Annotated in this window: 9 protein-coding genes and 2 pseudogenes; 9 read left to right on the forward strand and 2 right to left on the reverse strand. The window is 70.9% G+C overall.

Features of this window, described 5'->3' with window-relative positions:
- The first annotated feature begins 184 nt into the window (after positions 1-184).
- Together ACFVGY_RS16460 and ACFVGY_RS16465 are read left to right on the forward strand one after the other, a co-directional pair.
- Positions 185-709, forward strand: coding sequence for a DUF6879 family protein (locus ACFVGY_RS16460; protein ID WP_385677143.1), 525 nt, complete (start codon positions 185-187; stop codon positions 707-709).
- Between the two features lie 18 nt (positions 710-727).
- A pseudogene (locus ACFVGY_RS16465) lies at positions 728-1102 on the forward strand (helix-turn-helix domain-containing protein); the annotation flags it as partial.
- Positions 1103-1540: 438 nt separating this feature from the next.
- On the opposite strand, the pseudogene ACFVGY_RS16470 reads toward ACFVGY_RS16465, so the two are convergent.
- Together ACFVGY_RS16470 and ACFVGY_RS16475 are read right to left on the reverse strand one after the other, a co-directional pair.
- Positions 1541-2041 (reverse strand): annotated as a pseudogene (locus tag ACFVGY_RS16470) (AAA family ATPase); the annotation flags it as partial.
- 537 nt (positions 2042-2578) lie between these two features.
- Entirely contained in the window at positions 2579-4153 is a 1575-nt protein-coding gene (locus tag ACFVGY_RS16475; protein WP_385677146.1) for a recombinase family protein, read from the reverse strand.
- 185 nt (positions 4154-4338) lie between these two features.
- On the opposite strand from ACFVGY_RS16475, the gene ACFVGY_RS16480 reads away from it, so the two are divergent.
- The 7 genes from ACFVGY_RS16480 to obgE all read left to right on the forward strand — a co-directional run bounded on the left by ACFVGY_RS16480 (position 4339) and on the right by obgE (position 13505).
- A complete protein-coding gene (locus ACFVGY_RS16480) occupies positions 4339-5244 on the forward strand; it encodes a hypothetical protein (RefSeq protein WP_385677149.1) in 906 nt (301 codons plus the stop codon).
- Positions 5245-5472: 228 nt separating this feature from the next.
- Complete coding sequence (locus tag ACFVGY_RS16485; RefSeq protein ID WP_385677152.1) at positions 5473-6255, forward strand: TIGR03936 family radical SAM-associated protein; 783 nt, start codon at positions 5473-5475, stop codon at positions 6253-6255.
- 234 nt (positions 6256-6489) lie between these two features.
- The gene (locus tag ACFVGY_RS16490) at positions 6490-10581 is read left to right on the forward strand and encodes a ribonuclease E/G (protein ID WP_385677155.1); all 4092 of its coding nucleotides are present in this window, start codon (positions 6490-6492) and stop codon (positions 10579-10581) included.
- Between the two features lie 93 nt (positions 10582-10674).
- Positions 10675-11085 (forward strand): hypothetical protein, encoded by a 411-nt coding sequence (locus tag ACFVGY_RS16495; RefSeq protein WP_385677157.1) that lies wholly within the window; start codon positions 10675-10677, stop codon positions 11083-11085.
- Between the two features lie 218 nt (positions 11086-11303).
- Complete coding sequence (gene rplU / locus ACFVGY_RS16500) at positions 11304-11624, forward strand: 50S ribosomal protein L21 (protein ID WP_114057537.1); 321 nt, start codon at positions 11304-11306, stop codon at positions 11622-11624.
- A gap of 14 nt (positions 11625-11638) precedes the next feature.
- Positions 11639-11893 (forward strand): 50S ribosomal protein L27, encoded by a 255-nt coding sequence (gene rpmA, locus ACFVGY_RS16505; RefSeq protein WP_008738950.1) that lies wholly within the window; start codon positions 11639-11641, stop codon positions 11891-11893.
- Between the two features lie 166 nt (positions 11894-12059).
- Positions 12060-13505, forward strand: coding sequence for a GTPase ObgE (obgE, locus tag ACFVGY_RS16510; protein WP_385677161.1), 1446 nt, complete (start codon positions 12060-12062; stop codon positions 13503-13505).
- Positions 13506-13544 lie beyond the last annotated feature (39 nt).

Consider the following 13544-nt stretch of genomic DNA (forward strand, 5'->3'; position numbering starts at 1 on the left):
GAGTCCGGAGATCACGGATCACCCGCTGTGTGGGTGGACCAGGAGTCGAAGGATCTTGTGATCCAGGGGTGGACGGCAGACGAGCGGACCACGGGCGAGAGCTCGCGGGATGTGCCGATCCCCGGGCATGAGTCGGTGATCAGGGTTCCGAAGCGGATGATCCCGCTTCTCAGGGAGGCGCTCCGTGTCGCAGAGTCTGACTGACTTCTCTGACCTCATCAGGTCAGTGCAGGAGTCAGCCGTGCATCTTGAGATGCGCGACACGTACGGCGTTGAGAACGAGATCGAAGGCTTCGCCGCGTGGAAGCAAGGGCGCCGACTCGACCCGGAGGACCGGGGTTCGTGGTGGCGTCCGTGGCTCGACCTCGTTCAGGAGGTCACGGCCAACGGTGTTGTCATCCGACGTGCCCGCATCGTCTCGGAGCCCGTCAGTGATTACATCGCCTTCGAGCACTCGGGCACCTTCACGAACGTGGCTGCCGGGGAGCAGATCCGTTGGCTGCCCCGTCGCAACGCCTCGGGCCTTGCCCTGCCGGGCAACGACTTCTGGTTGTTCGACGGCCGCCTTGTCCAGTTCAACGTCTTCGATGGCGTCGGCCGGTGGGTCCACACGGACCAGACGGAAGACCCTGCCGCAGTTGATCTGTGCGCGTCGGCGTTCGAAGCGGTGTGGGAGCGAGCCATCCCGCACGAGAAGTACGCCGTCTGATTCCTTACCGGTCAGCTCATGCCTTCTTCTCCACTCTCCAGCGCCCAAGCGGCACGAGCCGCTGTGGCTGCCCGCTTGCAGGGCCTCATGCAAGACGCTGGCCTGTCAGGGCATGAGCTGGCCGCTCGGTGCGGCTGGCACAAGCCGAAGTCATCCCGGATCGCGCGGGGGAAGACACCACCCTCGGACGCTGACATCCGTGCCTGGTGCGCTGCCTGCGGGGCTGACGATCACGCGGCCGATCTGATCGCTGCGTCCCGAAACGCAGAGTCGATGTACGTCGAGTGGCGGCAGATCCATCGCGACGGGATGCGGCGCATCCATGAGCAGACTGTCCCGCTGTACCAGCGGACCCGCTCCTTTCGCGTCTACGCCTCGAACGTCATGCCGGGATGCTGTGTCGGCAGGCTTCCTCACCCAGCGCCCGCCCTCGCGTGCAAGGGCGTCGCTGAGCTTCGGCCGTACCGTCTCCCACTTCCTCCCGACGATGGGCGCGTACCGCTGCGCGACAGCCTTGTACGTCGTCTCCTCCGGCTGCTCCTCGACCACGCGGGCAACGAGGTCTTCGTCCCACGGCTTTGCCTTCGGCAGACTGACGAGCTTGAGTCCGGGCTCTGCCCGCTTCCAGACGGATACCTCGCTGTGCGAGCCGGCGGGCCGCACGCTGACGGCGATGTCCAGGTCTTCCCTGGCCCGGTTGCTCGCGGTCTGGATGCGCCGTCCGTGCTTGCCGGAGTTCCGTAGCGTGATCAGCCCACGGGCACCGGCAGCGATGGCGCGTCCGCCGATCGGGGAGGAGGCGACGTTCATCCCCTCCGCCGCCCCCTTCGGGGTGTGCGTAACCAACAGGGTTGGGATGCCTGCCTCACTGATCGGGCGCACGCTCCGCATGATGCGCTGCGCCGTGACGGGGGACGAGATGTCCTCGCCCGGGGCGAGTGCGCCGATGACGTTGTCCAGGACGAACAGCCCCGGCCGCATCTCCGCCAGGTCCGTAGCGATGCCCGCCCAGTAACGGGGGTCGCCAGGGTCCTCGACCGGGAAGATGGTCACCGCATCGTCGGGCACGGCCCCGTGCAGCCGCTCCTTCAGTTCCTCCGGCGCGCCGTCGTCGGTCAAGCCGAACACGATGTGATCAAGCTTCCGGAGCACGGGTTGCCCGAGGAACGTCGGCTCACCGTTGAGTAGAGCTGTACCCATGCCCGCGCTGAGCAGGGTCTTACCGGCCTTCGGTTCCCCGGACAGGATGGTGGTCCGGGTGGTGAGGAGATCACCGATGAGAAACGCGTCCTCGTAGGGGACACGCTCGATCTGGTGGAGCTGTCGCCCCATGTCCTTGATGGCACCCAAGGGGTTGCCTACCTCCCTGCTTCCTGTGTGGCGCAGCGTGCGCCGATGACCCCCGCCGGGATGGCGGGCGCATGTGCCTCCCTTCTGTCTGTGGGGCGGTCAGGATGAGCAGGGCTGGTTCAGGCAGGGGTGTTGGTGGTGCCACAGGCGTGCGCCTGTCCGTCGATGAGGGGCGATGCGCACGCCTCACAGGTCCAGATGATTTCGCTCGTGATGATCAAGGGGTGCGACCTCCTGGCGGTGGCCCAGGGCAGCACGTGGCTACGCCTCGGCGAGTGAGTGGAAGTCGCGCGTACCGTTCGCGCTCGGGGTGCTCTCCTGCTTCCCCTGCCAGCCCTCTGGATGGCGGCCTCTCACGGAGTGGCCAGCTTTACCGCCGTCACACGGCGGGAGCTACGGTGTCCGCTCCTCGAAGGAGCGGGGGATCTTCTTACACGGCAGGTTGTTCGGTCGTCAACCTGATCGACCGAGCCCCCGCTTGTCTCGCGGCAGGTGAGACGAGGCAGGGGCATGGGTCCGTCAGAGCTTGGCGGCGAACTCGTCGCTCTTGATGACGAGACGCTCTTGCACGTCGCGAGGGATTTTCAGCCGCAGGTGCACGGAGGGAGCGCGCACGCCCTTGACCTTGGTCCGAGTCACCTCGCACGTGACGCCGACGCGGCGCAGATCCTCGGCCATGGCTTCCATGCCGCCGGACTCCCACACTTCGCGGAACGTCTTCCCGTTGTGGACGAGCGTCCAGCGGTCCTGCGTGGTCTCGGGGTCGATCGCGCTCAGTTCGTCGGTCAGCTTGTCGAGTGTCTTCTCCGCCTGCTCCTGAGTGAACCGCGTCTTGGTGTAGCGGCCTCCTGGCTCAAGCCCCGCCATGTAATAGGCGATGGCCTCTTCGAGTCGCTTCACCTCGGCCCGAGCCTCCGCCCCCTGCGCGTACTCCCGAACCTGTACGGGGAAGTCGCCGAGGACTCGCAGTACGTCATTGACGAGTACGTCGTACACACCCTGTGGGTCGGGTGCGCCGAGTCCGCCGCTCTTGCACTTCTGGCACCGGAGGTACCGGTACTGGCCGAACTTGTTGGTCGTGACGTGCACGACCATGTTCGACGTGCAGTCGGCACAGGTGAGGACTCCCAGGAACTGCGTCGCGCCGTGCGTCTGGCGATGGGGCTGGTTCTTGCCCCGCCTGTCGATGGCCTCCTGGAGATCTTCGTACTCCTCCTTGGTGAAGATCGGCTCGGCTACCTTGATCGGCTTGCCGTCGTGTCCGAGTATCAGCTTCGAACGGCGGACACCCTTGTTCTTGTTCTCCTCTACTCGGTAACCCATGAGCGCCGGGTTACGGAGGCGCCGGAGGAGGGTCGACGTAGTGAGCCCTGGGGACATGAGTCCGGAGCGGACGAGACAGAGAGCCATGCGCCGGGCAGACACTCCCCGAAGGGCCATGCGGCGAGCCCAGTGCAGCGCCTTGTGTGCGTTCGGATCGATGACAAGGGACGGCTTGCCGTTCGCCTTCGTGGTGACGAAGCCGTACGCAGGCTTGCCGACGAACCACGCGTCCTGGGTCCGCGTGTAGTCCCACAGCGACGCGACCCGTGTCGACGTGTTCGCCGCCTCGATCTCGGCGATACCACCGATGAGCGTGACCATCATCCGGCCGACGGTCGATTCGAGGTCGATGCTGTCGTTCTTCGACACGAGGTTCTTCCCGTACCGCTCGCACCACTCGATCATGGTCGAGAGATCCGACATGCGGCGGATGAACCTGTCGAGCTTCCAGAAGAGCAGGACATCGAACTCCGGGGCCCGGTTGTTGAGCCACTCGCCCAGCTCCTTCCGCTTCCACGGCGGAACCTTCGTCGCCGACACGTTGAGATCAGAGGCGATGCCGACGACGCGACACCCCTTCTCTCTGGCCAGGAGGCGGAGGTCCAGCTCCTGCCGTACCGGTGACGTCGTGTCCTCTGTAAGAACGGACAGGCGGATGGACAGCAGGGCGCGCGGAGCGTCCGCAGGGAGTAGTGCCTCTGCCTTCTTCAGGTCCTCCAAGAGGGCCAGGTCTGAGGCAGTCCACTCCGTCTCGACGGCATACGTCTTCATGGGCCGGAGCGTATGTATGGATGTGGCCCTGTGTCCATCTGTCCCCAGCTGGACACGCACATCCAGATCGGCCCCACCGGCAAGAAGCTGCTGCCGCTGACGGTCGTCAAGTAGCCCGGAGCAGCCCGTACGTGAAAGCCCCCCGCCGGTGCAACGGCGGGGGGCTTTCACGTGTCCTTACCTGCATGGAACTCGACGAACGGCCCTCCGGGCAGGGCGACGGCTGCCTCGTGGGAGTGCTGCGGGTCCCCGCCAAGGTGGTCGCGGTGTTGATCGTGCTCCCGGTACGGGTGGTCTGGGACCTGCTCGCCGCGTTCGGGCGGTCCGTGCGCCGGCACGTCCTCGGGCCGCTGTGGACCCACGTCCTCGAACCACTGCTGCGCGGAATCGGGTGGGTGCTGACCGTCCTGTTCAAGCTGGTCTTCGTCTGGCCGTGGGTGGGGTTGTGGCGGTACCTGCTCCGGCCCGTCGGACAGGGGGTGGCGTGGCTGGCGCGGGGCGCGTACGCGTACCTGCTCGTGCCGGTCGGGCACGGCCTGGGGTGGTTGGCCGCGGTGGCGTACCGGTGGCTGCTGCGGCCCGTGGGCCTGGGCGCGGCATGGCTGGTCACCGCCGTGTACCGGTACCTGCTCAGGCCGGTCGGGCTGGGCCTCGTATGGCTGGGCCGGGCCGCGTACCAGTGGCTGCTGCTGCCGTTGGGGCGGGCCGTGGTGTGGACCGTGACAGCGGTGTGGAGGTGGGTGTTCGTGCCGGTGGGGCGGGGCGTCGCCTGGACCGGGGCGGCGGTGTGGAGGTGGGTGTTCGTTCCCGTCGGCGCCGCGTTCGTCTGGCTGGGGCGCGGGGTGTACGCGTACCTGCTCGCGCCGGTCGGGCGGCTCTTCCTCTGGGCCTGGCATGTGGCCGGGCGGATCGTGAAGGCGGTGGGGCGGGGGATCGCGCTGGTGTGGCGGGTCCTGATCGTGTGGCCCTGCGCCCGGGTCCACCAGTACGTCCTCACCCCCGTCGGGCACGTCCTGCGGGACGTCGGCCGTACGGTCCGGGCGACCGTACGGCAGGTCCGCGCCGAGGTGCGGCGAGCCCTCCTCGGGTGACCGGCCCGGGAACCGGCGAGGTCACGGGCGCGTACTCTGGGTAGTACGACAGCCTGGGCCGCGTGCCCGCCCCCGAGCGCTCCCTGCACACCCGGCAGGGGTGAGCCGGAGGGCACGGCACCGCCCGCAGGCTCACCGGACCTCAGGGCTGCGCGCGAGCCGCGCCGCCCCGCACAAGGAGAAGAACCACTGGGCAAGCGACAGCCCGAAGGCCCGCCCCCCGCACCGGTGGCACAGCGCATCCGACTGCGCTACACCAAGCGCGGCCGCCTCCGGTTCACCAGCCACCGGGACTTCCAGCGCGCTTTCGAGCGCGCCCTGCGCCGCGCCGAGGTGCCCATGGCCTACTCGGCCGGCTTCACCCCGCACCCCCGTGTCTCGTACGCGAACGCCGCCCCGACCGGCACCGGCAGCGAGGCCGAGTACCTGGAGATCGGGCTCACCGAGCACCGCGACCCGGAGAAGCTCCGTGAGCTGCTCGACGAGTCGATGCCGGTCGGCCTCGACATCATCGACGCCGTCGAGGCCCGCACCTCCGGGCTCGCGGACCGGCTCACCGCCTCCGTGTGGGAGCTGCGACTGGACGGCGTGGACGCCGCCGAGGCCGCCCGCGCGGTCGAGACCTACCTCGCCGCCGACACGGTCGAGGTGCAGCGCCGCACCAAGAACGGCATGCGCACCTTCGACACCCGAGGGGCCGTTGCGACCATTGAGGTCCTTCCGGTCCCCGCTGATAGGCCGGTGGACAATGCCTGTGCGATACTGCGGCTGGTTGTTCGGCATCTGACACCTGCCGTACGACCCGACGACGTCCTGTCCGGTCTCCGAGCTGTGGCCGACCTGGCGCCGCCGGTCCCCGCAGCGGTGACCAGGCTGGCGCAGGGGCTCTTCGACGAGGAGTCCGGCACGGTGACCGACCCGCTCGCGCCCGACCGCGAGGCTGACACGGCCGCTTCACCCACGGCCGCCGTGACCGCCGACGCGAAGGCGCCGGAAGGTCCCGCCGCGTAGGGAACGCCGTTGCCGCGCCGCCCTGGCACTCGGGAGCCACCTGGGTCGGGCAGCGCACCCACCTGAAGACTTCCGCCAGGCCGTACGGACAAGGCGTACGGAACCGGCGGCCATGGACTACAGCTCCCGTGTGGCGAACGCGCCCCGGAGGCCGGTTCCGCGCTGATCGTGCGGAGCCGTGCCGGACCGGATGTCAGCCGCGGCGCCCGGGAGCGTGACGGGAGAACCGCCCGCATGCTCGACAACGACAACAAGAACACCACCGGCGGCGTCGACAACGGCAGCCCGAGCGACAACCTGCCTCCGCGCAGGCGTCGCCGTGCCGCGTCACGTCCGGCCGGTCCGCCCGGCGCGACCGCCGTCGAGGCCACCGCCGAGGTTCCCGCCGAGGCCGCTCCGGCCGCCGCTCCCGCTGCGGAAGCCGCCCCGAGCGCTGCCCCCGCCCGGCCGCGCCGCCGTGTGACGCGCACCGTCTCCGCCCCCACCGCCGAGGTTCCGGCCGAGGCCGTCGCCCCGGCCGCCGCGGAGGCCCCCGCTGCGGAGCCCGCTCCGGCCGCGGAGGAGCCCGCTGCTCCTGCGCCGCGTACCCGCCGCCGTGCCACCCGTGCCGTCTCCGCCCCGGTGGCCGAAGCCGCCGCTGCGGAGGCTGCTGCCGTTGAGGTTCCGGTCGCGGAGGAGCCCGCTGCTCCTGCGCCGCGTACCCGCCGCCGTGCCACCCGTGCCGTCTCCGCCCCGGTGGCCGAAGCCGCCGCCGAGGTCCCGGCGATCGTCGAGGCCGCTGCGGTTGAGGTTCCGGTTACCGAGGAGCCCGCTGCTCCTGCGCCCCGTACCCGCCGTCGCGCCACCCGTGTCGTCTCGGCCCCGGCTGCCGAGACCGCGGCTGGTGAGACTCCGGCCGCCGAGGTCCCCGCGGCTGTCGAGGCCGCTCCGGTTGAGGCTCCGGCCGCTGAGGAGCCCGCTGCTCCTGCGCCGCGTACCCGCCGTCGCGCCACCCGTGCCGCGTCCGCCCCGGCTGCCGAGACCCCGGCTGCCGCCGAGACCCCGGCCGCCGAGGCCGTGGCCGAGGAGGAGGCCGCCCCCAAGGCTTCCAAGGCCGCCACCACCGCCACCTTCACCGTCGCCGACGCCGTCGACGCCCCGAAGCGCGGCCGCCGCCGGGCCACCCGCGCCGCCGCGCCGGCCGCCCACGCCGAGCCGGAGGCCCGGGCCGAGGCCGAAGAGCCCGCCGCCCCGGCCCGCGGCCGCCGCGTCACGCGTCCCGCCGTGCCCGTGTTCCAGGCCCCGGTCTTCACCGAGCCGATGTTCCAGACCCCGGAGACCGCCGCCCTCGCCGCTGCGGCCGCCCGCGCCGAGGCCCTGGCCGAGGAGGAGGCCGAGGAAGAGGAGGAGCTCGCCGCCGAGGTCGAGGCCGAGGCCGTCCAGGCTCCCGCCGAGCGGCCGGCCGGCCGTCGCCGTCGCCGCCGCCGCGGTGAGGCCGCCGACTTCGAAGAGGCCGCGCCGCAGGCGCCGGCCGCGGAGCTCGCCGAGGAGGAGCCGGAGGCCGAGGCCGCCGACTTCGACGAGGAAGAGGCCGACGAGTCCGGCGAGCGCCCCTCGCGCCGCCGCCGCCGTGGTGGCCGTCGCCGCCGCCGCGGTGAGGCCGCCGACCTCGACGAGACCGCCGAGGAAGAGGCCGAAGCCGCCGAGGCGGAGGAGGAAGAGGACGAGGACGAGTCGGAGGCCGATGAGGCCGGTGCCCTCGGCACCAGCTCCAGCCGTCGTCGCCGTCGCCGTCGCCGCCGCTCCGGTGACGCGGTCGTGGAGACCGAGGCCACCGAAGAGGACGGCGTGCGCACGGTCGTCAAGGTCCGCGAGCCCCGCCCGGCCCGGGAGAAGGCCGAGTCCACCGACGAGGTGCAGTCCATCAAGGGCTCGACCCGCCTCGAGGCGAAGAAGCAGCGCCGCCGCGAGGGCCGCGAGCAGGGCCGCCGCCGCGTGCCGATCATCACCGAGGCCGAGTTCCTGGCCCGCCGTGAGGCCGTCGAGCGCGTGATGGTCGTCCGCCAGGCCGGCGAGCGCACCCAGATCGGCGTCCTCGAGGACAACGTGCTCGTCGAGCACTACGTCAACAAGGAAGAGGCCACCTCGTACGTCGGCAACGTCTACCTGGGCAAGGTCCAGAACGTGCTGCCGTCCATGGAGGCCGCGTTCATCGACATCGGCAAGGGCCGCAACGCGGTCCTGTACGCCGGCGAGGTCAACTTCGAGGCGCTCGGCCTGGCCAACGGGCCGCGCCGCATCGAGTCCGCCCTGAAGTCCGGCCAGTCCGTGCTCGTCCAGGTCACCAAGGACCCGATCGGCCACAAGGGCGCCCGCCTGACCTCGCAGGTCTCGCTGCCCGGCCGCTACCTGGTCTACGTGCCCGAGGGCTCGATGACCGGCATCAGCCGCAAGCTGCCCGACACCGAGCGCGCGCGCCTGAAGAGCATCCTCAAGAAGATCGTCCCCGAGGACGCGGGCGTCATCGTGCGCACCGCCGCCGAGGGCGCGAGCGAGGAGGAGCTGCGCCGCGACGTCGAGCGTCTGCAGGCGCAGTGGGAGGACATCCAGAAGAAGTCGAAGCAGATCACGACCTCGTCGCCGAGCCTGCTGTACGGCGAGCCGGACATGACCGTCCGCGTCGTGCGCGACATCTTCAACGAGGACTTCTCCAAGGTCATCGTCAGCGGTGACAGCGCCTGGGAGACCATCCACGGCTACGTCTCGCACGTGGCCCCGGACCTGGCCGACCGGCTGCAGCGCTGGACCTCCGAGGTCGACGTCTTCGCGACGTACCGCATCGACGAGCAGCTCGCCAAGGCGCTCGACCGCAAGGTGTGGCTGCCCTCCGGCGGCTCCCTCGTGATCGACAAGACCGAGGCGATGGTCGTCATCGACGTCAACACCGGCAAGTTCACCGGCCAGGGCGGCAACCTGGAGGAGACCGTCACCAGGAACAACCTGGAGGCGGCCGAGGAGATCGTGCGCCAGCTGCGGCTGCGCGACCTGGGTGGCATCGTCGTCATCGACTTCATCGACATGGTCCTGGAGTCCAACCGCGACCTGGTCCTGCGGCGGATGCTGGAGTGCCTGGGCCGTGACCGTACGAAGCACCAGGTCGCCGAGGTGACCTCGCTGGGCCTGGTCCAGATGACCCGCAAGCGGGTCGGCCAGGGCCTGCTGGAGTCCTTCTCCGAGACCTGCGTCCACTGCAACGGGCGCGGTGTGCTCGTGCACATGGACACGGCCACCACGGCCGGCAACGGCGGCAAGCGGGCCAAGCGCCGCGGCGGCCGCGGCCACGAGCACGAGGTCGAGGCCGTCGAGGTCGCCGCGACCGAGGCGCCCGAGGCGGGTGCCGAGGTGGAGACCGAGGCCGAGGTGGCCGCCGAGCTCGCCGCGCCGGTGGCGCTGCCCGAGCCGGCGTTCGCCCCGGACGAGGAGCTGTACAGCAGCGCGGCCGAGGCGGAGGCCGCGGCCGGCATCAGCGGCCGCCGCAACCGCCGCCGCGCCACCCGCAAGGCGACCGCTGCGGCGGGCGCCCCGCGTGCCGCAGCCGCTCGCGTGGTGGAGGCCGTCCCGGTCGAGGCCGCGGCCCCGGCCCCGGTGGTCGAGGCCGAGCCGGTCACCGAGCCCGCCGACACGGTGCTGGAGCCGGCTGCCGAGGCCCTCGCCGAGGCGGTGGCCGCGGCGGAGACGGTCGAGGCCGCCCCCGTTCCGGCGGCCGAGGTTGCGGCGCCGAAGGGCCGTACGCGCCGCCGCGCCACCCGTAAGGCGACCGCCCCGGCGGTGGAGCCGGAGCCGGCCGTCGTGGTCGAGCCGGAGCAGCAGCCCGAGCCGGTTGCCGAGGCCGTCGAGACCGTCGAGGCCGCGCCGGTCGAGGCCCCCGCGGCGGAGGTCGCCGAGGCCGAGGCCCCGGCTGCCGAGGCCCCGGTCGCCGAGGCTCCGGCGGTGGAGGCCGCTCCGGCCCGTCCGCGGCGCCGCGCCACCCGCAAGGCCACCGCTCCGGCCGGATCTCCGGCGGGCGCGGAGGCTGCGGTCGTCGTGGTCGAGGCGGCCCCGGCCGAGGCGGAGCCGGCAGCGGTGTCCGAGACCGAGGCGGAGGCTCCGTCCGAGGAGGTCGCCCCGGCCAAGAAGACGGCCCGCAAGACGGCGGCCAAGAAGGCCCCGGCGAAGAAGGCCGCCGCGAAGAAGACGACGACGGCCAAGAAGGCCGTCGCCAAGAAGACGACGGCGAAGAAGACGACGGCCAAGAAGGCGACCAAGAAGGCCGCCGCGGCGGAGCCCGCCACGGACGCCGACGCCTGATCCGTCCGCGTCATCGGGACCGCCCCGACCCCCGCACGGGGGCCGGGGCGGTCCCGTATCCGCATGCAGGAAACGAAGGGGGGCGCAGTAGGCATGGAACGGTTCCGCATGTGGGACGGGAAGCGCCGGAAGATCGGCCTGGCCGAGGTGCTCACCCGCGTCCCGGACAACACCTGGACGTGGCTCCTGCTCGACTGGGACGGCATCGGCGAGGTCCCCGGCGGCCTCGACTCCGAAGACTTCCGCGGGCTGGTCCTGGCCTCGCCGACCGGGATCCCCATGACCTGGGCGGAGGCGCGGGCGTTCGCCGCAGTGCAGTGGGACGTGAACGACGTGCTGCTGGTGGCGGTCGACGCGGTTGCCGACGCGGACCCGCAGCGGTTCGCGCAGGACGACTTCTCCGGCTGCCGGTACCTCGTCGAGGGCTTCGACAGCGGGACGTGGACGGTGGGTCGGCCCGGCGGGACCTCCGGTGTGTCGGACCCGGAGGGGGAGGGGCAGTGAGTGGACCGCGACCGCGTGAGGCGCCCGCGGGGCCTGCACGGCCCGGTTTGACCTCGTAAACCCGGCCCCGTAACCTTGACCGTCGGCGTGTCTACGTGCACGCCAGCCACTGAGCACCTCACCTCCCGGGCCGCGAGCGGCACGGGGGAGGCCGTATCGCGTTCTGCGGGGAACGGCTGGCTTCAGGGGCTTCCATTGCGAGCGAGAGAGAGATCCGCGTGTACGCCATCGTGCGCAGCGGTGGCCGCCAGCACAAGGTTGCTGTCGGCGACATCGTTGAGGTTGACAAGATTTCCACTGCCAAGGCTGGCGACACGGTCGAGCTCTCGACCCTGCTCGTGGTCGACGGCGACGCCGTGACCAGCGACCCGTGGGTCCTGGCGGGCATCAAGGTCCAGGCCGAGGTCGTGGACCACACCAAGGGTGCCAAGATCGACATCCTGCGCTACAAGAACAAGACCGGCTACCGCCGTCGCCAGGGTCACCGTCAGCAGTACACGGCGATCAAGGTCACGTCCATCCCGTCGGCCGCGAAGTAAAGAGGGACTGAGCAATGGCACACAAGAAGGGCGCATCGTCCACCCGGAACGGTCGCGATTCCAATGCCCAGCGGCTCGGCGTGAAGCGCTTCGGCGGTCAGGTCGTTTCCGCTGGTGAGATCCTCGTCCGCCAGCGCGGCACGCACTTCCACCCGGGCGCCGGTGTCGGCCGTGGTGGCGACGACACGCTGTTCGCGCTGCAGGCCGGTGCCGTGCAGTTCGGCACGCACCGTGGCCGCAAGGTCGTGAACATCGTTCCGGCCGCCTGATCCAGCTTCTGCTGATCAAGCGTTCGTAAGTCCCGAGGGCGGATCCCAGCTCTTCCCGGCGCCATGCCGGGAAGAGAGGTCCGCCCTCGGCGCGTTTGTACGTAGACACGTTTAATGGACAGCAAGGTCTGTCCGGGACATCCCGTCTGTATCTGGAGGAACACCCATGACCACCTTCGTGGACCGCGTCGAGCTGCACGTCGCCGCGGGTAACGGAGGCCACGGCTGCGCCTCCGTGCACCGGGAGAAGTTCAAGCCGCTCGGCGGTCCCGACGGCGGCAACGGCGGACGCGGCGGCGACGTGATCCTGGTCGTCGACCAGTCGGTCACCACCCTGCTGGACTACCACCACAGCCCGCACCGCAAGGCCACCAACGGCAAGCCCGGCGAGGGCGGCAACCGCTCCGGCAAGGACGGCCAGGACCTCGTCCTGCCGGTCCCGGACGGCACCGTCGTCCTCGACAAGCAGGGCAACGTCCTCGCCGACCTCGTCGGCCAGGGCACCACCTACGTCGCCGCCGAGGGCGGTCGCGGCGGCCTCGGCAACGCGGCGCTCGCCTCCGCCCGCCGCAAGGCGCCCGGCTTCGCGCTCCTCGGTGTCCCCGGCGCCACCGGCGACATCGTGCTGGAGCTCAAGACCGTCGCCGACGTGGCCCTCGTCGGCTTCCCCAGCGCCGGCAAGTCCTCGCTGATCTCGGTGCTCTCCGCCGCCAAGCCGAAGATTGCGGACTACCCCTTCACCACGCTCGTCCCGAACCTGGGCGTCGTCACCGCCGGCTCGACCGTGTACACGATCGCCGACGTCCCCGGCCTGATCCCGGGCGCCAGCCAGGGCAAGGGCCTCGGCCTGGAGTTCCTGCGGCACGTCGAGCGCTGCTCGGTCCTCGTGCACGTCCTGGACACCGCCACCCTGGAGTCCGACCGCGACCCCGTCTCCGACCTCGACGTCATCGAGGAGGAGCTCACGCAGTACGGCGGCGGCCTGGAGACCCGGCCGCGCCTCGTCGTCCTCAACAAGGTCGACATCCCGGACGGCCAGGACCTCGCCGACATGATCCGCCCCGACCTGGAGGCGCGCGGCTACAAGGTCTTCGAGGTGTCCGCGGTCGCCCGCACCGGCCTGAAGGAGCTGTCCTACTTCCTCGCGGAGGTCGTCGCGAAGGCGCGCGCCCGCAAGCCGAAGCAGGAGGCGACCCGCATCGTCATCCGCCCGAAGGCCGTCGACGAGACCGGCTTCACCGTCACCTTCGACGAGGCCGAGGGCGTGTACCGGGTGCGCGGCGAGAAGCCGGAGCGCTGGGTCCGCCAGACCGACTTCAACAACGACGAGGCCGTGGGCTACCTGGCCGACCGCCTCAACCGCCTGGGCGTCGAGGACCAGCTGCTGAAGGTCGGCGCCCGCGCCGGCGACGGCGTCGCCATCGGCTCCGAAGAGGACGCGGTCGTCTTCGACTGGGAGCCGTCGATGATGGCCGGCGCCGAGATGCTCGGCCGCCGCGGCGAGGACCACCGCATGGAAGCCCCGCGTCCGGCCGCGCAGCGCCGCAAGGACAAGGACGCCCAGCGCAAGGATTCCGCCCAGCAGGAGTACGACGAATTCCGTCCCTTCTGACCTGGCTTCCCGCCGTTCCGTCGGCGGAGGCGCCGGTAT

Origin of the sequence: Streptomyces sp. NPDC127106 (assembly GCF_042677605.1) — a bacterium.
Taxonomy (GTDB): domain Bacteria; phylum Actinomycetota; class Actinomycetes; order Streptomycetales; family Streptomycetaceae; genus Streptomyces.

Coding starts and splice junctions, on each gene's coding strand:
- ACFVGY_RS16495 (WP_385677157.1), top strand. CDS start 10,675: ATGGAACGGTTCCGCATGTGGGACGGGAAGCGCCGGAAGATCGGCCTG.
- obgE (WP_385677161.1), top strand. CDS start 12,060: ATGACCACCTTCGTGGACCGCGTCGAGCTGCACGTCGCCGCGGGTAAC.
- ACFVGY_RS16490 (WP_385677155.1), top strand. CDS start 6,490: ATGCTCGACAACGACAACAAGAACACCACCGGCGGCGTCGACAACGGC.
- rpmA (WP_008738950.1), top strand. CDS start 11,639: ATGGCACACAAGAAGGGCGCATCGTCCACCCGGAACGGTCGCGATTCC.
- ACFVGY_RS16480 (WP_385677149.1), top strand. CDS start 4,339: ATGGAACTCGACGAACGGCCCTCCGGGCAGGGCGACGGCTGCCTCGTG.
- ACFVGY_RS16475 (WP_385677146.1), bottom strand. CDS start 4,153: ATGAAGACGTATGCCGTCGAGACGGAGTGGACTGCCTCAGACCTGGCC.